Genomic DNA, 22,579 nt, shown 5'->3' with positions numbered 1-22,579 from the left:
TAGTCTAGGCAGGAATAGAGGTACTCACAAGAGTAAATGTTGTATTTATTTGTGAAATTAGATTGTAATTTTTCCGGTTAAGTCTCAATCTTTTCAGCAAGATATCGTAAATTTTAGACTGATTTTAAAATGACTTTGGACCTGTTTGCGCCAGAATCTCAAGTGAATTTATTACCCTTTGATGGGGTGGTAGAGGATTATGGCCAGATTTTAAATGAGCAGCAGAGCCAGCAATATTTACAGCATTTTCTAGCTCATCTGGCCTGGCAAGCGGATGAAGTCACTTTATTTGGCAAGCATTATATTACTGGACGAAAAGTCGTCTGGTATGGTGATGAACACTATCAATATCATTATTCCGGAAGTTTTAAACAAGCTCATATCTGGACACCAAGACTATTTCGGTTAAAGCAGCATATTGAAAAATTGGTCGGTCATTCCTTTAATTCCTGTCTGGCGAATCTATATGAAGATGGTTCACAAGGTCTGGGCTGGCATAGTGATGATGAAGCTGCTCTATATCAAGGAACATCTCAAGAAAATGTGATTGCGTCCCTCAGTCTGGGTGCAACCCGCAAGATGAGTTTTAAACATAAAACGGAAAATAAAACAGTAGATCTGCTTTTACAAAGTGGACAGTTGATTGTGATGCGTGGACAGACTCAACACTACTGGAAACATTGTATCCGGAAAACGACTCGGGTTCTGGAGCCTAGAATTAACCTGACTTTTCGTTATTTTTTTCCTTAATTAAATTATCTTTGATAAAACAAAAAATACTAGTTCATTAGTATTTAAAATTCCTTCTCTCAGGGAGAAAGTGAGGATGAGGGAGTTCCTTTGCTCATTGTTGAATGATTAAAAAATGATTGATGAAGGCACTCTATTGTTTTTAGATTGAAAGTATCCCAATGAGCTAAAAAAGGGATTCTTTAATTCAAAAAAATAGCATCTCGAAAGATGCTATTACTGATATTTAAAAAATTTAAGGTTGCAGTCCAGCCGGATACCTATACCAGCTTTCAATCAAGAGGGCAGCAGCAATACTGTCCGCAGACAATTTTTTGCCACGACCTTGAGCCTGATAATGATCCAGTTCATCCCGTGCTTCACGAGTGGTCAGGCGTTCATCCACCATCAAGGTTTCAATATTGGTCTGATGACGTAAACGGCGGGCAAATTTTCGTGCCCGTGTCGACAGTTCAGATTCACTATCATCCATATTCAGTGGAAGTCCCACTAAAAATAGGCTTGGCTGATGGTTTTTTACAATTTTCAGTAATTCGTCCCAGTTCGGAATCCCGTCTTTCATAGGAAATAAAGGGAGGGGGGTGGCACTTTCAATCAGGGATTGGCCGACTGCCATTCCCATTTTCTGTGTACCAAAATCAAACGCCATAATAGTGTTTGGCGCGTTTACATCAGGCATGTCCAATCTCGGAAGATAACCAGGTTCGGTCTACGCCCATTTTTTTATAGGCAGCATCCCAGCGGTCGTTATAAGGTAAGTTAAAAATCAGGTCCATATCGGATTCACAGATTAGCCAGTCACCCCGGGCAATCTCTTCTTCAAGCTGATGTTTGCCCCAGCTCGCATAACCCAATGCGATCTGATAGCGGCCTACACCTTCATTATGCGCAATCGCATCCAGAATATCTTTAGATGTGGTAATACAAACATTTTCACCCACAGCAATAGAGGAATGCCAGGTCGGCTGACCGGTATGCAGGACAAAACCAGCCTCTGGTCGCAAAGGTCCACCTTGCAACACTTCATGGGGATTGACATTATCCGCCTCAATATCCAGATCATTCAGCAATTCTTTAATTTGAATGCCAGCAGGGCGGTTAATAATAATCCCTTGAGCGCCATCTTCATCATGACGGGCCAGATAAATGACCGTATGCGCAAAAAAATCGTCACTTGCATGGGGTGGCGCAATCAGACAACGATGAGTCAGATATTGTTTAGTCACCTGAGCGGCTCTCCAAAAGTCTATATCGTTTATGATTGTGGTAAATGATTTATCAGGGCAAAAGACTGGATTTTCAATTCTGCAAATTGTCTATTCCTTTATTTACTTATCCCACAAAAATGCACCACTGACAACTTAGCTTTGTAGATACTGAGTATAAAAAAACTACAAATAGGCATTTTTTTTATTTTTTCAATAAATTAATAAAATCAGTTTTATTTTATTGAATGGTAAATTCTAGAGCTCATTTATTATTGACTAAGAATATAAAATAAATTCAATGAGGAATAAGTTTATATATTTTTAATTGTTTAATAATCAAACTAAATAATTAAATAGAAGAAAATATTAAATTTTATATTTTAAGCGAAGTGCTTTATTTTTTATTAATTTTTTATAAGTTATTTTATTAATGAATAGATGTAATTAATTAAACTTATATAGCAATAATAGAAAAGATTTTTCATACTTAAAAACGATCATAATTTGTAAAGTTTATTTAATATTGTTTAATTTAGGTAAATATAATGCGTTTGTTTAGAGTTGAATTTTACGTAATATATACATAAACTACATATTGAAACAATCAGGCTTTGTTTGTAAGATGCGCCGATTTTTAATCTTCTATTATTTTAACGGATCGTTATGCATCATTTTTTTAAAGGGACTTTAATTTCTACTCTATGTTCAGCATCTATTATTTCCCATGCGGAAGTATTCAAAACATATAATGAAGAAGGTAATTTTTTTCGTAGTCATTTAAATGCAGAACTGTCTGAAAATTTAATTACAGATTTCAAGAATAAAACTAATTCAAAAGATGGAGTTTTATATCTGTTAGAACAAGCCCGTTTATTACAGGTTAATCATCAATATGATCAAAGCCAAGAATATTATAAACAGGCTTTTACTTTGCTGGATAAACAGCAAAATCGTGCGAAAGTCAGTGTATCCCGTGTGGGCTTTAAAGCTCTGGCTTTGATGAGTAATGATTCAATCGTTCCTTATCTGGTGCCACCACATGAACAGGTACTGGCACATATTTCTCAGGCAAAAAACTATATTTTTCTCAAAGATTTAGAAGCTGCATCCGTAGAAATGCGGGTCGCGCAAGGCCTACAGCGTGAAATTGAACTGGCTCACCAGAAAGAGCTGGAAAGAAAAAAAGATAAAGTTAAAAAACCGGCTACTGAAGGAAATCCGCTTAGCGCACTGGATGAAGCGTTTATAGGTTTGGACCCTATTGCCGGCAAGATTAAAAACAGCTACCAGAATGCGTATGCGTTCTACATGGCTGCCAATTTATGGGAAACCTTGGGTGAATATAATGATGCCTTGGTAGATTATAAAAAGGCCTATGAATTACAACCAGATGCGCAGATTGCCCAAGATGTAAAACGCCTGAATCAGTTAGTAGCAAAACCAAAAAGTGGCAGTGTGCCGGTGATTGTCTTTATCGAGCAAGGCATTGTGCCACAAAAGGTTGAAAACAAGATTGATGTGCCAACACCAGGCGGTCTGGTCAATATCGCTTTTGCGACTTATGAACCAAGCACCTATGTGGCACCGAAAAGCTTAAAAGTCAAAGTTAACAATAAGCCTATGCAAGACAGCTACGTGATTAGTGATATTGGCGCTCTGGCAGTTAAAGATCTGAAAGAAAAAGTAGTAGGCAATCTGACCAGTCAAATCATGCGTGCAAGCGCCAAATATGCGGCACAAAAACAGTTGGGCAATCAGCTGGGTATTTTGGGTCAGGTGGCCGGCAATGTGCTTAATATGTCAACTGAACGTGCCGACTTGCGTGGCTGGAGTACCTTACCAAGTAATGCTCAGATTGCCCGTTTAAATCTCGCCCCAGGCAATCATAAATTACAGCTCTCTAGCGGCAGTCTTTCTAGTTCGGCTGTCAATCTAGATGTCAAAGCCAATCAAACTGTTTTTGTCTACGCACATCATGTCAATGACAAGATTACTGCCAGCGTAAGCACCATCCCACATTAATAAAATCTAAGAGAACGATATGAAACATCAATTCAGCTTTGCAGTACTTGGTTTAGGGGCACTGTTAATGGTGGGGTGTACTGCACCGAATGCCTTGTCGACCCAGACCAATTCAAGCAATGAAATCAGCATCCGTACGATCACCAATAACCCGATCCTGAGTACGGAAGTATTTGTAGAACGCGTAAATATGAGTGCGGCAGGGGATTTGAAGCGCGCATCAATTGCAATCAAAAACCGTCGTTTTAATAACAAAGATTTTAGCTACAAGATCGTGTGGGTAGATGCGCAAGGTGCGGAAGTGAATCCTGAAGGTGCCATCTGGAAGCCGATTCAGTTAACTGGCCGTGAAACCAAAGGCGTGCAATCCCTGGCGCCAAATCCATCTGCTGTCGATGTTGTTGTGTACTTGAAAAAATAAGAGAGATTAAACATGAATGCAAAATTGATTTTCGCTGTATTGGCAGCAACGACTCTGGTTAGTGGCTGTGCGTCTACTGGTGCAGTGAGTTATGGCGATGCGCAAGCAGTTGAAACTTTGACGACTGACTTCGGTTCGACTGATCTGCAAATGATCGCAGCGAAAATGGTGGATGACATGCTGATGTTCCCGCCGATCGTACAGATGACACAAAACCGTCGCCCGGTGATTGTAGTAGATCGTATTCACAATAAAACTCAGGAACATATTGATACTGAATCCATTACTGACAGCATTCAGAACAAGCTGATCAACTCTGGAAAATTCCGGTTTGTGGATATGAAGTCTGTGAATGCGATGGCGCAACAACTGGCCTATCAAAAACAGAGCGGCATGGTGAATCAGGCAACCGCTGTACGGAGCGGTGGTCATATCGGTGCTGAATATATGCTAAATGGCAACTTGTCGAGCATTGTAAAAAATGCGGGCAGCAAGAGCGATGTGTATTACAAGTTCACCTTTAAATTGCAAAACCTGCAGACTGGAATTGTCGAGTGGACTGGCGAGAAAGAAATCCGTAAAGCAGGCAAGCGTTCGACTTTCGGCCTGTAATTTAAATTAAGGTTGCTGTGCTTTGGCACAGTGACCGCAGAAGAATTCATTATGAAAAAAATATTACTTGCAGGCTTATTGTCCGGATTGCTCAGTTCACCTGCTTTTGCAGCAATTAAGGAAGTGATCAAAGAAGCCAGCGGCAGTGGTTCTACACAGCATCAGGCCATTTCTGAAGCGTTATTGGTAGCGGTTCAATCAGTAAATGGTGCTTCGGTTTCTTCGCAGATGGATTATGAAGAAACCGTTTCTTTATCAGTGAATCATCAAGGCTGGACCTATACCGGCAAGGTATCCCCGGTCTTTAGTGTAGCCAATCAGGGCTCGGGTTCAGTTACTAAATTCCAGGTGCTCAGTGTTTCTGGAGCGAAGAATAATTATCGGGCCAAAGTTCGTGCTCATGTAGTTAAATTTGAATCTGCTGTGCATGATCAGCATTTACACCGGATCGCTGTTTTACCATTCCAGATGGCAGAAAAAAATAATCGACTGGCTGGTGGGGGATCTGCCCGTGAATTTAGTCAGGAATTATCCGATACACTGGGCACTTATCTGACCCAAAGCGGACAGTTAAGTGTGGTTGATCGTCACTATATTGAGGAAATGCAGTCTGAAACTGATTTCCTGTATTGGGATGGCGCACCACAGGAACTGGCACGCATTGGTCAGAAAGTTGGCGCAGATTATTTGCTGGTTGGTCAGATTAAAGATTTATCTAGTGCCAGTGAGCAGCAGATGTATGGTCTGAATGCTGGCGCGGCTCAGGTGAGTCTAAGCTGGCGGGTGATTGAAGCAGCGACCAGTAAAGTTGTTGCAGCCGGAATCTTTAACCGTACCTTGTCTAATTTAATGACGCAGAATATTTTGACGAACGATTTAAATGACAGTACTGCAGACAAAATTGCTCAAGGTCTTAATCCAGAGATTTTACAAGGTTTGAAATTGCAGCCTGTACAAACTCGTCAAGCTTATGACCAGTCACCCGGTTATGGAATGACACCAGGTTCTAGTGATCAACCAGTCAAATGGTAATTTTTGGCTTTAACTAAAAGCTGTTCATAAAAAATCCCTGCACTAGTCAGGGATTTTTTATTAAGCATAATTCATGCTTGCTGAAACTTTAACTGTCTTAACTGACGTGCATGCTGCAAGGTGGTTTCATTAATTTCCACGCCACCCGTCATACGTGCAAGTTCCTGTACAATTTCACTTTCTTCCAGATTAATAATGGTACTGCTGGCTGGATCAGTCTGGCGTTTTTTCACCAGTAAATGCTGGTCGGACTGTGCAGCCACCTGCGCCTGATGGGTGATACATAGAATTTGTACATGCTGTGCCAGATCAGCCAATAAGCGACCCACGATTTCCGCAGTACCGCCACTGATTCCAACGTCGATTTCATCAAAGACCAATACTTCAGCTTCGGTTTTTTCTGCATTCATCACCTGCATCACCAAGGCGATACGGGATAATTCACCGCCTGAAGCCACGCGTGCCAGAGGTTGGGCTGGTATGCCCTTGTTGGCAGTAAACAGAAGCTGAATAAAACTCAAACCTTCACTTGATGGATGTTCCAAAGGCTCAAATTTAAATTCAAAATGCGCTTCAGGCAGGGCAAGCTGTTTCACCTGTTCGGTCAGTTTCTTCGCCAGTGGTTCAGCCGCATCATGGCGAATCTGGTCCAGATGTTGTGCTTTACTCAGAAACTCCTGATAAGAAATTTCCACTTGTTCAGCCAGAGTTTCCGGATCTTCCAGCTGATGCAGTTGTTCAAGCTCAGCCTGCCAGGCCTCATATTCTTCTTTCAGCAATTCTGGCTGGGTGCGGTATTTGCGTGCTAAACGGTGAAATACTTCCAGTTTGGAATTCAGTTCTTCCATACGTTCCGGATCAAAGCTTTGCCGATCCATAAACTGGCGTAAGGTCGCCGTCGCATCTTCGAGTTCGCTTTGGGCATTCAGTAAAGAGGTATAAATCTGGGAAAGCTGCTCGCTACGACCGGCATGCGATTCCATACGGCGTAAAATTGAAGCCAGTTCCTGCGAAATATTCTGTTCACCTTCATCCAGGCCATTCAGGCTATAGACACAATCCTGCATGATGGCTTCATGATGTGAAAGGCGGTCAAATTCCTGCTCAATTTCCTGATAATCCGTCTGGACGACTTCTTCCAGTTCTTCAAGTTGCAGCTCCAGAGTTTCCATACGTTGCTTACGGGTTGCTTGTGCATCCAGCGCGGCCTGATGCTGGCGAATATTTTTATGCCAGGTGCTATAAGCGTCACGTACTTCCTGAGCTGGTGCATAAAAATTGCTATAGCGATCCAGCCAGTGTTTGGGATAAGGTGGTTCTAGAAGTTGCTGCTGACTATGCTGGCTATAAAGCTGAACCAGTAGTCGGCCAATTTCTTTCAGTTCAGACAGACTACTGGGACGACCATTGATCCAGGCCTTACTGCGGCCAGTGGCAAAGATCACCCGGCGTAAATGAATCTCCCCCGACTCATCATCCAGTTCATGCTCTTTTAACCAGCTCGCTTCAGGGCTGTCTTCCTGATAACTAAAGGTTGCTGTTACATCCGCTTTTTCGGTGCCATAACGCACATAATTGGTATCGGTTCGCTCCCCCAGACAGGCAGACAGAGCATCCAGTAACAGGGATTTACCTGCACCGGTTTCACCAGTAAGAACGTTAAAACCTTTATCAATATCAATAGCAAGATGCTCGGCCAAAGCAAAATTGATCAGAGTTAAATGTGTCAGCATAAACGCATCCGGGCTGCGAAAAGTTTGAATGAAATAGCATGTCAGTTGCTTCAGTCTAGCAACGCGGCTGTTATTATAAATCAGGATAAATCGATTTCATTCTATCTTAAATTTCATGGATTAATACACGCTTATTTGAATGTTGTGTCACAGGAACCAAGATCAGGCCACTGAAGTTACAAAAGATATTTTCATTTTTCTGACATGCTTGAAATTTAAATTAAATCAGGTCGGAATATATTTTGCTTATAAATGGCGGGAAAAATCACGGCATTTTCCAGGATCTGCCGAAATCACTCAAACAGGCTGGAATCAAGGCAAGCAGGGGCACCCAATAAATTCATTCAAGTCCGATAAACTTCGATTGATTAGTTGCGGGTGCACATTTAAACTACAGCAATCAAAATATTACAAAATGCTTTATCTGGAGAAATGGCATGTCAGCTCAGTTTGATCATGTATCAGTACTTAAAAAATCGAATGTGTATTTTGGCGGGTTATGCATCAGCCATGTGGTGCAATTTGAAGATGGCACTAAAAAAACCTTAGGGGTAATTTTACCTTCAGAAAATGCATTAACTTTTGAAACACATGTGCCTGAGCGTATGGAAATCATCTCAGGTGAATGCCGTGTGCAAATCGCTGACAGCGAAGAAAAAGAACTGTTCCGTGCTGGTCAGTCTTTCTATGTGCCAGGCAATAGCCGTTTCAAAATTGAAACTGATGATGTGCTGGACTATGTTTGCCATTTTGAAGGCTAAACAGACCTACAGATGAGCTGTAACCGATCAAGAAATTTTGTTCTGAATCGGTTAAACTAAGCTTAATACAGAATCCTGTGAAGTTGGCTTTGCAGGATTTTTCTTTTGCTGCCTATTTCCCAATTTATTTTCGAGGTCGTTCATGGCTAAACCTGAGTATTATTATGGCGTCCATTCAGTAGAATCACTGCTGGAGCTTGAGCCTGAACGTGTCTTGACTCTTTTTACCCTGAAAGGCCGTGATGATCAGCGCCTGAAACGTGTGCTGGAATTGGCTGAGCCTTTTGGCATTAGTGTCCAGCAGGCTAGTCGTGACAAGCTGGAAAAACTGGCTGGTTTGCCTTTTCACCAAGGCGTTGTAGCGGCAGTTCGCCCGCATCCAACCTTAAATGAAAAGGATCTGGAAGATCTATTGAAGCAAGATTCTCAAGTACTTCTATTAGCACTCGATCAGGTAACGGATCCACATAACCTGGGTGCTTGTATTCGTACTGCCGCAGCGATGGGTGTAGCGGCTGTGATTGTACCGCGTGACCGTTCAGCAAGCCTGACGCCGACTGCACGTAAAGTGGCAGCAGGTGGTGCAGAAAAAGTGAAGTTTATTCAGGTGACCAATCTGGCGCGTACTTTGGGTCAAATCAAAGATGAATTTAATGTACGTGTGGTTGGTACGATGCTGGATGAAAAAGCTTTACCTATCCAGAAATTTGATTTTACCGGAACAGGTGTATGCGTGGTGATGGGTGCGGAAGATACCGGTTTACGTCCAATTACCCAAAGCCAATGTGACCAGACGGTTTATATTCCGATGGCAGGCAATCTGCAAAGTCTGAATGTGAGCGTGGCAACAGGGATGGCTCTTTATGAAGCCTGTCGTCAGCGTCAAGCCTAAGCCCTTTTTATTGTTTATTCACAAATACTGTTAAAGAAGAAGTCTATGTCTCCCCGAACGCAAGGTTATGCCTTTGTCTTAATTACCATGTGTATTTGGGGAGGTTTTACCTTAAGCACGCGCTTAAGTGCCCAGTGGGGGATTAGTGCCTGGGATCTGGTGGGATTACGTTTTCTATTGGCTTTTCTGATTCTGATGCCAGTCCTGATTTATAAAAAGGACACAGCCTTTTTGTGGAGTAAGGAATCCTTTCTCTTAGCCATGATTGGCGGGGTAGGGTATTGCCTGACTGCTTATACTGCTTTCCATTATGCACCTGCAGCTCATGCTGCCGTATTTCTAAATGGCTGTATTCCACTTTGTACCGCAGTGGCTGCTTTTGTGTTATTTAAACAGGGATTTGACCGACATACTTGGATCAGTATGGCGATTATGCTGCTTGCGATTGGCAGTATGAGTTGGCTGATGTTCCGAGAGTCCGGTGTGGCCTTGGGATTAGGCGATCTGCTATTTTTCATCAGTGCAATGTGGTGGGGTGTATTCACTGTACTGCTACGTCAATGGAAGCTATCTGCCTGGCATTCTATGGCCAGTGTAGCGATCTGGTCAGCCATCGTTTATGTGCCAATTTATCTGCTATTCTTCCCCAAACATCTGGATGCTGCTGAACCTTGGCAAATGGCTTCCCAGGTACTCTTTCACGGTGTTTTTGTGGTGATTGTAGCGACACTAACTTATGTGGAAGCGATTAAGCGTTTAGGTGCTTTTAAAGCGGGTAGTATCGTGACTCTCGCACCATTTATTGCTGCCATACTGGCTGTGCCGCTTCTAGATGAACCTCTAAGTCTCGCGATTGTCTCTGGTTTAGTAGGTATGGCAATTGGTGCCATACAGCCTTGGCGTTGGTTGATGCATCAAGATAGCTTGAGTCAAAAACTGGAACAACAAAAAAAGCAGTCCTAACAAGGCTGCTTTTTATTTTAGTTTTAAATAGGTTTGGATTAATTATTTTGAGCAGCCATTTGAAGATATTTTTCATGTAATGGCGTGAGATGGGCATAAAGATGTTCCAGCTCACCATCATTCAGTACAATATCATTAGCCATAGCACACTTTTGTTCACGTGGCATTTGTGCGGCAATGATCTTCTGAATTTGCTCCACATTTTGTCCATCACGCTGTGAAGCCCGTTGAATTTGCAGTTCAATAGCAGCATCAATTAATAACGTATGTTGTGTCAGTTCATGCTGATTTGTTTCAAACAATAAAGGAGAAACTAAAATCGCATAAGGACTTTGTGCTGCATGCAACTGTTGAATAATTGAAGTGCGAATAGCAGGGTGGGTGATATTTTCCAGCGTTTTTCGTGCTTCTGGAGACTGGAAAATATGTTCGCGCAAAACACGGCGATTCAATGAACCATCCTTGAGTAAAACCCAATCGCCGAAAGCTTCCCGAATTTGCTGTAGGGCTGGTTGACCGATATCAACGACTTCACGGGCGACAATATCCGCATCTACGACAGCAATCCCTTGAGCTTCAAACCATTGGCTGGCAGCAGACTTGCCACTACCAATTCCACCAGTTAAACCGAGTACAAATTTCACTTTACTGACCTAAATAGATTTTCATGATCTGCTCACCCCATAAAAAGGCAATCCAGCCGGCAATGGCAATATAAGGGCCAAAGGCAAAGGGCTGATTTTCTTTACGGACTTTAAGCAGGATAATCCCAATAATCGCGCCCACCAATGATGACAATAATACAATGAGTGGTAGGAGCATAGGCCCCATCCAGGCACCTAAGGCAGCTAGTAATTTGAAATCTCCATAGCCCATACCTTCCTTGCCGGTCACCAGCTTAAACAGATAGTACACCACCCACAAGCATAAGAAGCCAATGATATAGCCCCAGATGGCAGAATCAGGGGTAGTATAAATCGCATAACTATTAATGCCCAGGCCGAGTGCAGCCAGCGGCAGGGTATAGCGATCGGGTAATAACTGGGTATCGAAATCAATAAAGGTGAGGGCAATCAGGACATAGGTAAAAACCAGACCAAACAGCATCTGTATGGTAGGCCCAAATACTGCCACCACTATCAGCGCACAAGCAGCTGTGAGAAGTTCAATAAATGGATAGCGGATACTGATTGGATTCTGACAGTTACCACATTTACCACGTAATAAGATCCAGCTAATCACCGGAATATTCTGATACCAGCGAATAGGAGTCTGACATTTCGGGCAGGTTGAAGCTGGTTTGCTTAAAGTAATTTTGCTTTCATCAATAATGGGCTGATCTGGATGCAAGAACAGCTGGCAATCTGTACGCCATTCCTGTTCCATCATTTTAGGGGTACGGTAAATGACAACGTTTAAAAAGCTACCAATACAGAGACTAAAAAGCCCAACTGCGAGATAAAGCGCAGTTGGGTTTTGACTGAAATATAAAATAAAATCTTGCATTAAACCACGGAACCCATTTGGAAAATTGGAAGGTACATTGCGATAACAAGGCCACCAACAAGGACACCAAGAATTGCCATAATCAAGGGTTCCATCATCGAGGTTAAACCATCTACTGCATTGTCAACTTCGTTTTCATAGTGCGTTGCAACTTTATCCAGCATGGCGTCTAGTGCGCCAGATTCTTCACCAATTGCAACCATCTGTACGGCCATAGAGGGGAATTTATCGGTGACACGCATGGCAAATTGAAGCTGTTGACCGGTTGCAACATCTTCCTTGATTTTTAATACCGCCTCCTCATAGACCACGTTATTGGTTGCACCAGCAGTCGATTCAAGCGCATCAATTAATGGCACACCGGCAGCAAAAGTGGTGGCGAGAGTGCGGCTATAACGGGCAATGATCGCTTTATAGACCAGATCACCAAAGATGGGTGCTTTGAGCGCGGCCTTATCCAGTAAATCACGGAATTTTTTGCTACGCTTTTTCGCTTCAAGGAAAGCAGTAATCACTACACCAATTCCAATAATCAAAAGGAACCAATATTTTTGCATCCATTCGGACATATTGACTACCATTTTAGTAAATGCAGGTAAGTCCGCACCGAATGAAGAGAATAAGTCCTGGAATACAGGAACTACTTTCACCATCAGGATAATTGTGACGATCACAGCTACTACAATTACTGTGGCTGGGTATTTCATGGCTTTTTTAATTTTTTGCTTTAACAACTCACTTTTTTCTTTGTAAATCGCGACACGATCCAGCATGGTTTCCAGAGCACCAGATTGTTCGCCAGATTCGACCAAAGAGCAGAATAGATTATCGAAATATTGTGGGTATTTTCGTAAGGCTCCGGCAAAAGTATTCCCCCCTTCAACTTCGCCTTTAATTCCAAGCACAACCTCGCGCATGGATGGATTTTCTAAACCTTCTGCAACGATTTCAAAGCCTTGTACTAAAGGCACCCCCGCTTTCATCATGGTGGCTAACTGACGGGTGAAGATGGTGATATCCAAGGTGGAAACTTTTTTCTTCATCAAGCCTTCGAGAATATTTTTTTTCTTTTCCCGGATGGTTTTGATCGTAATGCCTTGTTTGCGCAAGTTCACTTTTGCCAAGGCCATATTTCGTGCCGGCAATTCCCCCTTGATCTTTGCGCCTTTGCGGTCAACCCCTTCATAACTGAAGATCGGTGTCATCTGGCCTTTTTTTACTGCTGCCATAGCTTTATCCTTATTTTATACTCAGCACGATCATTCGCTGGTTACACGATTGACTTCCTGTAAAGAAGTCACCCCCTGCATAACCTTCACTAACCCTGATCGGCGTAAATTGTTAAATCCTGCACGTGCGGAAGCTTCAGCAATTTCAATGGCATTGCCATCTTCCATAATAATTCTTGAAATCTCAGGTGTTACCTTCATAACTTCATAAATACCGACCCGGCCCTTATAACCTTCACGACATTCATTACAGCCGACTGGCTCATAAATCTGAAATTCAGGGCTTTGTAAATCTGCTTCGGTAAAGCCCATCTCCAGTAAGCTTTGCTTTGGAATGTCAGCCGGTTTTTTACATTGTGAACACAAGCGACGGGCCAGACGCTGCGCAATCACCAGATTGACTGAAGTCGCGATATTGAAAGAAGGTACGCCCATATTACGTAAACGGGTCAAAGTTTCCGGAGCACTGTTGGTGTGCAGAGTTGACATCACCATATGACCTGTTTGCGCTGCTTTGATTGCAATTTCAGCTGTTTCCAGATCACGGATCTCACCGACCATGACAATATCAGGATCCTGACGCAGAAAGGATTTTAAAGCAGCTGCAAACGTCAGGCCAACTTTATTATTGACGTTCACCTGATTAATCCCTTGAAGGTTAATCTCGACTGGGTCTTCCGCAGTAGAAATATTGGTATCTTCACGATTTAAGATGTTTAAGCCCGTATAAAGGGATACTGTTTTACCGGAACCAGTAGGACCGGTAATCAGTAACATCCCTTGCGGTTTATCTAGGGCTTCCATGAATAACTCTTTCTGCTCAGGTTCATAACCTAAAGCATCAATTCCTAGCATGGCACTAGACGGATCTAGAATACGTAGAACCAGTTTTTCGCCAAACAGGGTAGGGAGCGAGTTAACACGGAAGTCGATAGCTTTGTTTTTTGAGAGCTTTAATTTAATACGACCGTCTTGAGGAACACGTTTCTCAGAAATGTCCATCTGCGACATAACTTTTAAACGTGACGCCAAACGGTTTGCTAGTTGTAGCGGCGGTGTTGCAATCTGACGTAAAACGCCATCGACACGATAGCGTACCCGATACATTTTTTCATAAGGTTCAAAATGTAAATCTGATGCCCCCATACGAATAGCATCAATCAGTAATTTATTAATATATTTAACAATCGGGGCTTCTTCACCCTTGTCTTTTTCATCTTCTTCTTTCGTTGGATCGGCTGTGTCGACATCAACATCCAGATCGAAATCATCATCAAAATCAAAAGTACTTTCTTCAGTAAAGTTTTGCTCGATCAGTTTCTCGAGTTTATTGTGTTCAACAATAACAGTTTCAATATTCAGTTTGGTTGCAAAGCGGATGGCATCCGTTGCTTCGATATTGGTCGGATTGCTCGTGGCGACATAAAGAATATTGGCGTTTTTATAAATTGGCAGAATACGATGCTTGGTAATCAGCTTTTCATCAATATCTTCACGCAGGATTTGTCCCGGATCATAAGCACCAATATCAAATAGAGGCTCACCAAATTCTACTGAGATCGTTTCAGCAATGGTAGTAGGGGAAAGATTATGATGACTGACCAAATAGGCCACGATATCTGTTTTTTCCTGTTTGGCATTGGCTAAAGCAGTCCGCATATCTTCAGCTGATAATACCCCTTCATCGACCAGGCGACGAATAAACCCCGTAAATCTTGGTGACCCCTGCAATGCTGTCATGCTTCAAATGCCTATCAATTCAATTTTTTTAATTTGCTATTCTAAAATTATACGTTTGTTATACAAAAATACCATAGCTGAGAATGCTGCAATCTTCCTGATATTCAGTAAAAGCTTGAACTGGTCGGAAGAACCGGGCATTTTTTTCAGTGATAACAAAAAATAACCATTTTGAATAGTCTAAACTGAGAAATAGGATGAATAAAACTATTCTTTAAATTTTACAATTCCGTGTAGAATGTGCCCAATTCAAGATATGTCAGTGAAATAGGTTATTTATGTCGGTTTCGACGATTACCCCTTGGGTGGTGGGCAACTGGAAAATGAATCCAATGCAGGCAGATGCCCAAGCTTTGGTTCAGAATTTAAAAGACTTGCTTGAGTCTGCACCAGTTTCAACAGAGAAATGTCATTTGGGTGTGGCGCCGACAACCCTTGCCTTAACTCAAATTCAAACTGCATTTGCTTCTGCTAATCGCCCTGTATATACCGTAGCACAAGATGTATCACGTATTGCAGGGACAGGCGCTTATACTGGGGAAGTGAGTGCTGAATTATTGGCTGATAGCCAGATTCACTATGTATTGATTGGGCACTCTGAACGTCGTGAAATTTTTGCTGAAAGTTCACAGATTTTAAATACTAAAATCAAGAATGCCTTAAATGCCGGTTTAACCGTAATTTACTGTGTGGGCGAAAGTCTGGAACAGCGTGAAGCAGGGCAGGCAGAAGCGGTGGTTCTCCAACAGATTTGCGATATCGCGACTGTGGTAGAAGATGAACAGTGGAAAAATATTGTGATTGCTTATGAGCCAATCTGGGCCATTGGTACCGGTAAAACAGCTTCTCCAGAAGATGCGCAGGCCATGCATGCCCAGATCCGTCAGGGTTTGAGCCAGATTACAGGTTATGCTGCGACTATGGCGATTTTATATGGTGGTAGTGTAAAACCGGAAAATGCAGTAGAGTTAGCAGCCTGCCCTGACATTAACGGGGCATTGGTGGGTGGTGCATCACTCAATGCTGAGTCGTTCCATCAAATTGCTCAAGCATTTGCAAATACACAATAATTAGGAGTTCAGCATGCAAACTTTTGTGCTGGTAGTACATATTATCTTAGCGATTTTGATGATTGTCTTGATTTTAGTTCAGCATGGTAAAGGTGCGGATGCAGGTGCATCATTTGGCGGCGGCGGTGCGGCAACGATCTTTGGTGCCTCAGGTTCGGGTAATTTCATGACCCGTTTGACGGCAGTTTTTACCGCATTGTTCTTTGTGACCAGTATTACTTTGGCGATTCTTGCCAAGAAACAAACCACGAATGCGTACAGTTTATCGTCAATTCAATCAGCACCAACTGCGCCTGCGCAACCGGTTGAAACTTCACCAACTGCACCACAAACGACCGAATAATTTTAATTAAACCTTTCTTTTTTTCAGTGATGCGACTAGAATGCGTCACAGCTGCGGTGGTGGTGGAATTGGTAGACACGCTACCTTGAGGTGGTAGTGCTTTCGGGCGTGGGGGTTCAAGTCCCCCCTTCCGCACCAACTTATAATCCAGAATATAAGTTGGTGTATGCAGCTAAAAAAACTTCTGTTGATGCGGGATGGAGCAGTCTGGTAGCTCGTCGGGCTCATAACCCGAAGGTCGTTGGTTCAAATCCAGCTCCCGCTACCAATCAATCCTTTTTTAAAGACGCAAACTTTTAAAAGGCAGCTTAAATCTGATTTAAGTTGAGAAGAATTATTTGCATGTTGTTGCGGGGTGGAGCAGTCTGGTAGCTCGTCGGGCTCATAACCCGAAGGTCGTTGGTTCAAATCCAGCCCCCGCTACCAATCCTTTAAAGCTGCAAACTTTAAAGGCAGTTTAGTGTAAAATATTAAGCTGAATGTTATTTGTATGCTGATGCGGGATGGAGCAGTCTGGTAGCTCGTCGGGCTCATAACCCGAAGGTCGTTGGTTCAAATCCAGCTCCCGCTACCAATTTTTCAGTAACAGATAACAAATATGCAGAATGATGTGGTTGTGATTGAAAAGTTCGCATCTTTTGTATATAATTTTTGCACGTTGATGCGGGATGGAGCAGTCTGGTAGCTCGTCGGGCTCATAACCCGAAGGTCGTTGGTTCAAATCCAGCTCCCGCTACCAAGTTTCTTAAAAGAGGCTCACAACTATGGTGGGCCTTTTTGCACAGTGGGATTTGAAAAAAGTTCAAATTGTGCATTAATTGGGGCGATTTACGCCCTTTTTTATTGGCTATCGTGTAGTGTCGACAATATTTGGTCAAATCTCCATGTTTCACTACTACTATAGTTTGTATTGGTTTGTAGTGGTCAAATAGATCATAAAATCGCACCAGATGACGAGAGTAAATGAAGCTATCAAATAAAACTCAAGCACTTCAGGACTTGATTGCACCAGCAGTTGAAGCCTGTGATGTAAATCTGTGGGGGATTGAATTCCTGCCACAAGGCAAACGTTCATTATTACGGATCTATATCGACAAACCGGTCGATGAAAATGCAGCACCTGTTGTCAATGAAGATGGCGAAGAAGAGCAGGGTCGTGGTATTGGGGTTCAGGACTGTGTACGTGTCACACAGCAAGTCGGCGCGATCCTGGATGTACATGATCCAATCTCAGGTGAATATTCGCTTGAAGTGTCTTCACCAGGTTGGGATCGTCCATTCTTCCAGCTGGAGCAGATGGCTCATTATATCGGACAAACGGTTGCGCTGCGTTTGATCAGTGCCGTCGATAACCGTCGTAAATTCCAGGCAAAACTGGTTGCAGTCGACCTTGAAAATGAAATGATTCAAGTTGAAGTAGAAAAGCAACAGATTTTGGATATCGACAGTCACAATATCGATAAAGCAAACTTGGTCTATCAAGATTAATTCAATTAATAAGAATCTGAACGAATAGGTGACTTATGGCACGTGAAATTCTTACCGTCGTTGAAACGGTTAGTAACGAAAAAGGTGTAAGTCGTGAAGCAATTTTTGAAGCGCTAGAACAAGCTTTGGTTGCAGCGACTAAGAAGAAATTCTACGAGGGGACTCACTCGGAAGAAGCTCGTCTTCGTGTAGAAATTGACCGTAAAACTGGTGATTATCGTACTTTCCGTCAATGGGAAGTAGTGGCTGATGAAGATCATGAAATGCCTGCTTGTCAGGATGCGATCTCTGATGTTGATCCGGCACAATGGTCGATTGGCGATATCCGTGAACTGGAAGTAGAATCAATCGATTTCGGTCGTATTGCTGCCCAGATCGCGAAACAGGTGATTGTACAGAAGATCCGTGAAGCAGAACGTGCACTGGTTGCTGATGCTTATGAATCTAAAGTCGGTGAGCTGATCTATGGTGAAGTGAAAAAACAAACCAAAGATGGCTTTATCATTGACTTGGGTGACAACGCAGAAGCGTATCTGGCACGTGAAGAGATGATTCCGAAGGAAATCCTTCGTCCGAAACAACGCGTAAATGCGATTCTATATAGCGTTAACCGTGAAGGCCGTGGTGCACAATTATTGTTGTCACGTGCTAAACCGGAAATGCTGATTGCATTGATGAAAAAAGAAATTCCTGAAATTTCTGAAGAAATCATTGAAATTAAGGCCGCAGCTCGTCAACCGGGTGTTCGTGCTAAAATTGCAGTGAAAACCAACGACCACCGTATTGACCCGGTGGGTGCTTGTATTGGTATGCGTGGTACACGTATCCAGGCTGTACAGCAAGAGCTCAATGGCGAGCGTATTGATGTGGTGGTTTGGTCGGATGATCCTGCGCAATATATCGCAAGTGCATTAGAACCAGCAGATGTATCTAGTATTGTCATCGATGAAGATGCACGTACTGCAGACATCATTTTCGCGACTAGTGATCAGCTAGCTCGCGCAATTGGTTCACAAGGTCAAAACGTTCGTCTGGCATCTGAACTGACTGGCTATAAGCTGGACATGATGCTGGAAGAAGAGTACTACGCACGTCAGCAAAGCGAAGCGCAAAAATACCTGGATATGTTTGTTACACGTCTGGATATTGCTGAAGATTTGGCGATGGCGTTAGTAGAAATGGGCTTCACCTCGCTTGAAGAAATTGCTTACGTACCGCCAGAAACGTTTGATGAAATCGAACTGGATGCGGAACTGGTTGAACTACTGCAAAGCCGTGCGAAAGAAATTGCACTTGCTGATGCATTACAACAGCAAGAAAACGTACAAGCGCCAAGTGAAGAACTTGTTGCAATGGAAGGCATGACAGCAGAGATCGCGCAAGCTCTCGCAGCTCGTGGTGTGGTAACCGTAGATGACTTAGCTGACCAAGCGACTGATGATATCGAAGATATCGAAGGTCTCGGTGCTGAGAAAGCCGGTCAACTTATTATGAAAGCGCGCGAATCATGGTTTAACTAGGAGGTAGTATATGACGGACAAGTCGATTAAAGAGTTAGCACTCAGCGTGGGTCGCCATGTTGATAAGCTCCTAGAGCAGGTTCGTGAGGCAGGTTTACCACAGCGTAAAGCTGACGATATTATTACCACCGAACAACAAGATCGCTTAATGAATCATGTGAAAAAGACACAAGGTTCTGATGGCCATGCAGGACAAATCACGTTGAAACGTAAAACGACCAGTACTGCTAAAGTGGCAAGTACTTCAGGTAAGGCGAAAACGATTAATGTAGAAGTTCGCAAGAAACATACATTCGTTAAGCCAGACCCGGAACAAATTAAAGCAGAAGCTTTAGCGAAGGCTCAAGCTGAACAGCAAGCGAAAGCAGAAGCTGAACAGAAGCCAGCACCAGCTAAAAAACCTGCTGATGCACCTAAATCAGGTACAAACAATGCAAGCAAAGCACTAGAAGCAATGCGTGCAGCTCAGAAACAAGAAACTGAGAAACAGGAAACACCTAAAGCCGCTGTTGTGGTAAAACGCAAATCAACTAATAAACCGATTGTGAAAGCAGCGGTTAAACAAGTTGAAACAGCAGAACAGAAAAAAGCGCGTGAAGCTCAAGCAGCTCAATTAAAAGCAGCTGAAGAAGCAGCACGTCGTAAGGCAGCTGAAGAAGCACAACAACGCACCCTTGAGCAAATGCGCAAGATGGCGTCGAAGTATTCTTCTGAAGATACCACTGCAACTATTCGTGTGATTGATGATTCTCCACTTGCTGCTGGTCTGGTTGGCCAGGCATATGAAGACTCATTTGCGAAAGAAGACCGCGAAATTAAACGTGGTACCAATACTTCAAATACACGTTCACCGAAGAAAGGTGGTCGTCGTGGTGAAGAGCAGTCTTTCCGTGATAACTCACACAAACGTGGTTTGAAATCTAGCCAAGCGAATAAGCATGGTTTTGAAAAACCAGTGAAAAAACAGGTTTATGACGTTGAAATCGGTGAAACGATTGTCGTTGCTGACCTTGCTGCGAAAATGGCGGTTAAGGTTCGTGAAGTCATCAAGTCACTGATGAAAATGGGTGAACTGGTTACTCAAAACCAGGCGATCGATCAGGAAATCGCAGCACTTGTGGTTGAAGAAATGGGCCATAACCCAGTACTGGTTTCTGAAACTGCAGTCGAAGATAACCTGCTTGAACAGGCTGAAGAAGCACGTGGTGCGCAAACTACTCGTGCGCCAGTTGTTACGATCATGGGTCACGTTGACCATGGTAAAACATCGCTTCTTGACCGTATCCGTCGTGCCAAAGTGGCGCAAGGCGAAGCAGGGGGTATTACCCAGCATATCGGTGCTTACCATGTAACCACGGATAAAGGTATTATCACCTTCTTGGATACTCCGGGACACGCAGCGTTTACTGCAATGCGTTCACGCGGTGCCAAAGCGACTGATATCGTAGTCCTGGTTGTTGCAGCAGATGATGGTGTGATGCCACAAACTGCAGAAGCAATCGATCACGCACGTGCAGCGGGTACGCCAATCATTGTTGCAATCAACAAGATGGATAAAGACTCAGCTGATCCAGATCGCGTATTGAACGAATTGACCACCAAAGAAATCGTACCTGAAGAATGGGGCGGTGACGTTCCTGTAGCGAAAGTATCTGCACATACTGGTGCCGGTATTGATGAACTTCTTGACCTGATTTTAATTCAGTCTGAATTGCTTGAATTGAAGGCGTCTGAAGAAGGTGCGGCACAAGGTGTTGTGATTGAAGCGCGTGTGGATAAAGGCCGCGGTGCAGTGACTTCTATTCTGGTTCAAAACGGTACGCTGAAAGTGGGTGACCTGGTACTTGCTGGTTCATCTTATGGCCGCGTTCGTGCCATGACCGATGAAAACGGTAAACGTATCAAGTCTGCAGGTCCTTCGATTCCAGTTGAAATTCTGGGTCTTCCAGAAGCGCCGATGGCAGGTGACGAAGTTCTTGTTGTGAATGACGAGAAGAAAGCACGTGAAGTTGCCGATGCGCGTATGGATCGTGAACGTCAAAAACGTCTTGAACGTCAATCTGCAATGCGTCTTGAAAACATCATGGCGTCTATGGGCAAAAAAGATGTGCCAATCGTCAATGTGGTATTGAAAACTGATGTACGCGGTACATTGGAAGCGCTGCATGTTGCATTGGCTGAGCTTTCAACGGATGAAGTAAAAGTACGTATCATTGGTTCTGGTGTTGGTGCGATTACCGAATCTGACGTAACGCTTGCTGAATCTTCAGAAGCGGTTCTTCTTGGCTTTAACGTACGTGCCGACAATACTGCACGTCAAAAAGCAGATGCAGACAGTATCGACATTCGTTACTACTCAGTGATCTATCAATTGATTGATGACGTGAAAGCAGCGATGAGCGGTAAGCTTGCTCCTGAACACCGTGAAACCATCTTGGGTGTTGCTCAAGTACGTGAAGTGTTCCACTCAAGCAAATTCGGTGCTGCAGCAGGCTGTATGGTACTTGAAGGCGTATTACACCGTAATAAACCGATTCGCGTATTACGTGATGACGTGGTGATCTTCCAGGGCGAGCTAGAATCTCTTCGTCGCTACAAAGAAGTGGTGGAAGAAGTTCGTGCCGGTATGGAATGTGGTCTTGCGGTGAAAGGCTATAAAGACATCAAACCTCTCGACAAGATCGAAGTGTATGATGTGCAATTGATTAAACGGAGTCTTTAATGGCGGGTAGTCAACGTCTGAAGCGTATGGCGGATACGGTACAACGCGAGTTGTCTGAACTGATCCGTCAGGAGCTGAAGGATCCACGTCTGGGTGGTCTGGTGACCATCTCAGCCGTGAAGGTGAGCCCAGACTTAGGATATGCAGAAGTTTATGTCACAGTAATGGGTCGTGAACTTGGTGATGAGCAAAGTGAAGCGGCAAATAAAGAAACACTCGATGTCCTGAATAAGGCATCCGGGTTCTTGCGTCATGAACTGAGCCGTCGGATCAAGACACGTATTACACCTCGTCTACGTTTCCATTACGACAAAACCAATGCATATGGTAACTATATGTTTGGTCTGATTGCTGAAGCAGTGAAGGATTTACCTCCTGCTGAAGACAAGAAAGATGAAGAATAAGCTTTTATAAAGCTCAATAAAAAAGCCACCTTAGGGTGTAATGCCAGTCAGTTAAGAAATTGACTGGCATTTTCTTGGGTATTTCAGTGGTTTACCTTTCACAACTCTTGGGCAACTTCTAACCCTCCTCTCAGGCAAAACATACCTCCTAGATTTCTCCAGT

At 43.3% G+C, this 22,579-nt stretch carries 21 protein-coding genes and 5 tRNA genes; 19 read left to right on the top strand and 7 right to left on the bottom strand.

Annotated features, from left to right (window positions below; all coding sequences use genetic code 11):
• Positions 1-129: 129 nt before the first annotated feature.
• Positions 130-750: an alpha-ketoglutarate-dependent dioxygenase AlkB gene (locus FTV14_RS09600; protein ID WP_180052427.1), complete on the top strand. Its 621-nt coding sequence runs from the start codon at positions 130-132 to the stop codon at positions 748-750.
• A 235-nt stretch (positions 751-985) separates the two neighbouring features.
• On the opposite strand, the gene ruvX is transcribed toward FTV14_RS09600, so the two are convergent.
• Positions 986-1,429 (bottom strand): Holliday junction resolvase RuvX, encoded by a 444-nt coding sequence (gene ruvX / locus FTV14_RS09595; RefSeq protein ID WP_180016618.1) that lies wholly within the window; start codon positions 1,427-1,429, stop codon positions 986-988.
• Positions 1,422-1,976, bottom strand: a complete 555-nt coding sequence (locus tag FTV14_RS09590; RefSeq protein WP_004787233.1) for a YqgE/AlgH family protein — start codon at positions 1,974-1,976, stop codon at positions 1,422-1,424. The genes ruvX and FTV14_RS09590 overlap by 8 nt, the downstream gene beginning before the upstream one ends.
• Positions 1,977-2,621: 645 nt before the next feature.
• On the opposite strand from FTV14_RS09590, the gene FTV14_RS09585 reads away from it, so the two are divergent.
• Genes FTV14_RS09585 through FTV14_RS09570 form a run of 4 tightly spaced genes read left to right on the top strand, consistent with a single transcriptional unit; the run spans position 2,622 to position 6,045 of the window.
• Complete coding sequence (locus tag FTV14_RS09585; protein WP_180016617.1) at positions 2,622-3,980, top strand: COG3014 family protein; 1,359 nt, start codon at positions 2,622-2,624, stop codon at positions 3,978-3,980.
• A gap of 19 nt (positions 3,981-3,999) precedes the next feature.
• Positions 4,000-4,401: a YcfL family protein gene (locus FTV14_RS09580; RefSeq protein WP_180053818.1), complete on the top strand. Its 402-nt coding sequence runs from the start codon at positions 4,000-4,002 to the stop codon at positions 4,399-4,401.
• A gap of 12 nt (positions 4,402-4,413) precedes the next feature.
• Entirely contained in the window at positions 4,414-5,013 is a 600-nt protein-coding gene (lpoB, locus tag FTV14_RS09575) for a penicillin-binding protein activator LpoB (RefSeq protein ID WP_180016615.1), read from the top strand.
• A gap of 51 nt (positions 5,014-5,064) precedes the next feature.
• Complete coding sequence (locus tag FTV14_RS09570; protein ID WP_180053817.1) at positions 5,065-6,045, top strand: CsgG/HfaB family protein; 981 nt, start codon at positions 5,065-5,067, stop codon at positions 6,043-6,045.
• Between the two features lie 71 nt (positions 6,046-6,116).
• Here FTV14_RS09570 and recN read toward each other — a convergent pair whose 3' ends face one another.
• Positions 6,117-7,778, bottom strand: coding sequence for a DNA repair protein RecN (recN, locus tag FTV14_RS09565; protein ID WP_180053816.1), 1,662 nt, complete (start codon positions 7,776-7,778; stop codon positions 6,117-6,119).
• Between the two features lie 437 nt (positions 7,779-8,215).
• Here recN and FTV14_RS09560 point away from each other — a divergent pair, with 437 nt between their 5' ends.
• The 3 genes from FTV14_RS09560 to FTV14_RS09550 all read left to right on the top strand — a co-directional run bounded on the left by FTV14_RS09560 (position 8,216) and on the right by FTV14_RS09550 (position 10,394).
• Positions 8,216-8,539, top strand: a complete 324-nt coding sequence (locus FTV14_RS09560; protein ID WP_004787221.1) for a pyrimidine/purine nucleoside phosphorylase — start codon at positions 8,216-8,218, stop codon at positions 8,537-8,539.
• A gap of 142 nt (positions 8,540-8,681) precedes the next feature.
• On the top strand, positions 8,682-9,431 hold the full coding sequence (rlmB, locus tag FTV14_RS09555; protein WP_005233526.1) for a 23S rRNA (guanosine(2251)-2'-O)-methyltransferase RlmB: 750 nt from the start codon (positions 8,682-8,684) through the stop codon (positions 9,429-9,431).
• A gap of 45 nt (positions 9,432-9,476) precedes the next feature.
• A complete protein-coding gene (locus FTV14_RS09550) occupies positions 9,477-10,394 on the top strand; it encodes a DMT family transporter (RefSeq protein ID WP_159122718.1) in 918 nt (305 codons plus the stop codon).
• Positions 10,395-10,432: 38 nt separating this feature from the next.
• On the opposite strand, the gene coaE is transcribed toward FTV14_RS09550, so the two are convergent.
• From coaE to pilB, 4 genes are read right to left on the bottom strand one after another with little or no spacing between them, the layout of a single operon-like run.
• Positions 10,433-11,038, bottom strand: a complete 606-nt coding sequence (coaE, locus tag FTV14_RS09545) for a dephospho-CoA kinase (RefSeq protein ID WP_180053815.1) — start codon at positions 11,036-11,038, stop codon at positions 10,433-10,435.
• Position 11,039: 1 nt separating this feature from the next.
• A complete protein-coding gene (locus FTV14_RS09540; protein WP_180002777.1) occupies positions 11,040-11,900 on the bottom strand; it encodes an A24 family peptidase in 861 nt (286 codons plus the stop codon).
• Positions 11,900-13,129, bottom strand: coding sequence for a type II secretion system F family protein (locus FTV14_RS09535; protein WP_004787210.1), 1,230 nt, complete (start codon positions 13,127-13,129; stop codon positions 11,900-11,902). The genes FTV14_RS09540 and FTV14_RS09535 overlap by 1 nt, the downstream gene beginning before the upstream one ends.
• Positions 13,130-13,159: 30 nt before the next feature.
• On the bottom strand, positions 13,160-14,869 hold the full coding sequence (pilB, locus tag FTV14_RS09530; RefSeq protein WP_180016612.1) for a type IV-A pilus assembly ATPase PilB: 1,710 nt from the start codon (positions 14,867-14,869) through the stop codon (positions 13,160-13,162).
• A 278-nt stretch (positions 14,870-15,147) separates the two neighbouring features.
• On the opposite strand from pilB, the gene tpiA reads away from it, so the two are divergent.
• The 11 genes from tpiA to FTV14_RS09475 all read left to right on the top strand — a co-directional run bounded on the left by tpiA (position 15,148) and on the right by FTV14_RS09475 (position 22,416).
• Positions 15,148-15,939 carry a triose-phosphate isomerase gene (tpiA, locus tag FTV14_RS09525; RefSeq protein WP_159122713.1) on the top strand — a complete coding sequence of 264 codons (792 nt, stop codon included), beginning with the start codon at positions 15,148-15,150 and terminating at the stop codon, positions 15,937-15,939.
• A 13-nt stretch (positions 15,940-15,952) separates the two neighbouring features.
• Entirely contained in the window at positions 15,953-16,282 is a 330-nt protein-coding gene (gene secG / locus FTV14_RS09520; protein WP_159122712.1) for a preprotein translocase subunit SecG, read from the top strand.
• Between the two features lie 53 nt (positions 16,283-16,335).
• Positions 16,336-16,420: transfer RNA gene (locus FTV14_RS09515), tRNA-Leu, on the top strand.
• A gap of 53 nt (positions 16,421-16,473) precedes the next feature.
• Positions 16,474-16,550 (top strand) — tRNA-Met (locus FTV14_RS09510).
• Positions 16,551-16,631: 81 nt separating this feature from the next.
• Positions 16,632-16,708 (top strand) — tRNA-Met (locus tag FTV14_RS09505).
• A 71-nt stretch (positions 16,709-16,779) separates the two neighbouring features.
• Positions 16,780-16,856 (top strand) — tRNA-Met (locus tag FTV14_RS09500).
• A gap of 88 nt (positions 16,857-16,944) precedes the next feature.
• Positions 16,945-17,021: transfer RNA gene (locus FTV14_RS09495), tRNA-Met, on the top strand.
• 224 nt (positions 17,022-17,245) lie between these two features.
• Positions 17,246-17,770, top strand: coding sequence for a ribosome maturation factor RimP (gene rimP, locus FTV14_RS09490; protein ID WP_179992192.1), 525 nt, complete (start codon positions 17,246-17,248; stop codon positions 17,768-17,770).
• Positions 17,771-17,805: 35 nt separating this feature from the next.
• The gene (gene nusA, locus FTV14_RS09485; protein WP_004787201.1) at positions 17,806-19,290 is read left to right on the top strand and encodes a transcription termination factor NusA; all 1,485 of its coding nucleotides are present in this window, start codon (positions 17,806-17,808) and stop codon (positions 19,288-19,290) included.
• A gap of 10 nt (positions 19,291-19,300) precedes the next feature.
• A complete protein-coding gene (gene infB, locus FTV14_RS09480; protein ID WP_159122710.1) occupies positions 19,301-22,012 on the top strand; it encodes a translation initiation factor IF-2 in 2,712 nt (903 codons plus the stop codon).
• Complete coding sequence (locus FTV14_RS09475) at positions 22,012-22,416, top strand: ribosome-binding factor A (RefSeq protein WP_004810065.1); 405 nt, start codon at positions 22,012-22,014, stop codon at positions 22,414-22,416. Before infB ends, FTV14_RS09475 begins: the two co-directional genes overlap by 1 nt.
• Positions 22,417-22,579: the final 163 nt, after the last annotated feature.

It is taken from the genome of Acinetobacter sp. YH12236 (assembly GCF_013417645.1).
In the GTDB taxonomy this organism is placed as follows: Bacteria; Pseudomonadota; Gammaproteobacteria; order Pseudomonadales; family Moraxellaceae; genus Acinetobacter.
This window is presented reverse-complemented; position numbering and strand designations above follow the sequence as displayed.

Coding starts and splice junctions, on each gene's coding strand:
- FTV14_RS09585 (WP_180016617.1), top strand. CDS start 2,622: ATGCATCATTTTTTTAAAGGGACTTTAATTTCTACTCTATGTTCAGCA.
- pilB (WP_180016612.1), bottom strand. CDS start 14,869: ATGACAGCATTGCAGGGGTCACCAAGATTTACGGGGTTTATTCGTCGC.
- nusA (WP_004787201.1), top strand. CDS start 17,806: ATGGCACGTGAAATTCTTACCGTCGTTGAAACGGTTAGTAACGAAAAA.
- ruvX (WP_180016618.1), bottom strand. CDS start 1,429: ATGCCTGATGTAAACGCGCCAAACACTATTATGGCGTTTGATTTTGGT.
- recN (WP_180053816.1), bottom strand. CDS start 7,778: ATGCTGACACATTTAACTCTGATCAATTTTGCTTTGGCCGAGCATCTT.
- FTV14_RS09570 (WP_180053817.1), top strand. CDS start 5,065: ATGAAAAAAATATTACTTGCAGGCTTATTGTCCGGATTGCTCAGTTCA.
- tpiA (WP_159122713.1), top strand. CDS start 15,148: ATGTCGGTTTCGACGATTACCCCTTGGGTGGTGGGCAACTGGAAAATG.
- secG (WP_159122712.1), top strand. CDS start 15,953: ATGCAAACTTTTGTGCTGGTAGTACATATTATCTTAGCGATTTTGATG.
- FTV14_RS09560 (WP_004787221.1), top strand. CDS start 8,216: ATGTCAGCTCAGTTTGATCATGTATCAGTACTTAAAAAATCGAATGTG.
- infB (WP_159122710.1), top strand. CDS start 19,301: ATGACGGACAAGTCGATTAAAGAGTTAGCACTCAGCGTGGGTCGCCAT.
- FTV14_RS09550 (WP_159122718.1), top strand. CDS start 9,477: ATGTCTCCCCGAACGCAAGGTTATGCCTTTGTCTTAATTACCATGTGT.
- FTV14_RS09535 (WP_004787210.1), bottom strand. CDS start 13,129: ATGGCAGCAGTAAAAAAAGGCCAGATGACACCGATCTTCAGTTATGAA.
- FTV14_RS09540 (WP_180002777.1), bottom strand. CDS start 11,900: ATGCAAGATTTTATTTTATATTTCAGTCAAAACCCAACTGCGCTTTAT.
- rimP (WP_179992192.1), top strand. CDS start 17,246: ATGAAGCTATCAAATAAAACTCAAGCACTTCAGGACTTGATTGCACCA.
- FTV14_RS09600 (WP_180052427.1), top strand. CDS start 130: ATGACTTTGGACCTGTTTGCGCCAGAATCTCAAGTGAATTTATTACCC.
- FTV14_RS09475 (WP_004810065.1), top strand. CDS start 22,012: ATGGCGGGTAGTCAACGTCTGAAGCGTATGGCGGATACGGTACAACGC.
- FTV14_RS09580 (WP_180053818.1), top strand. CDS start 4,000: ATGAAACATCAATTCAGCTTTGCAGTACTTGGTTTAGGGGCACTGTTA.
- rlmB (WP_005233526.1), top strand. CDS start 8,682: ATGGCTAAACCTGAGTATTATTATGGCGTCCATTCAGTAGAATCACTG.
- lpoB (WP_180016615.1), top strand. CDS start 4,414: ATGAATGCAAAATTGATTTTCGCTGTATTGGCAGCAACGACTCTGGTT.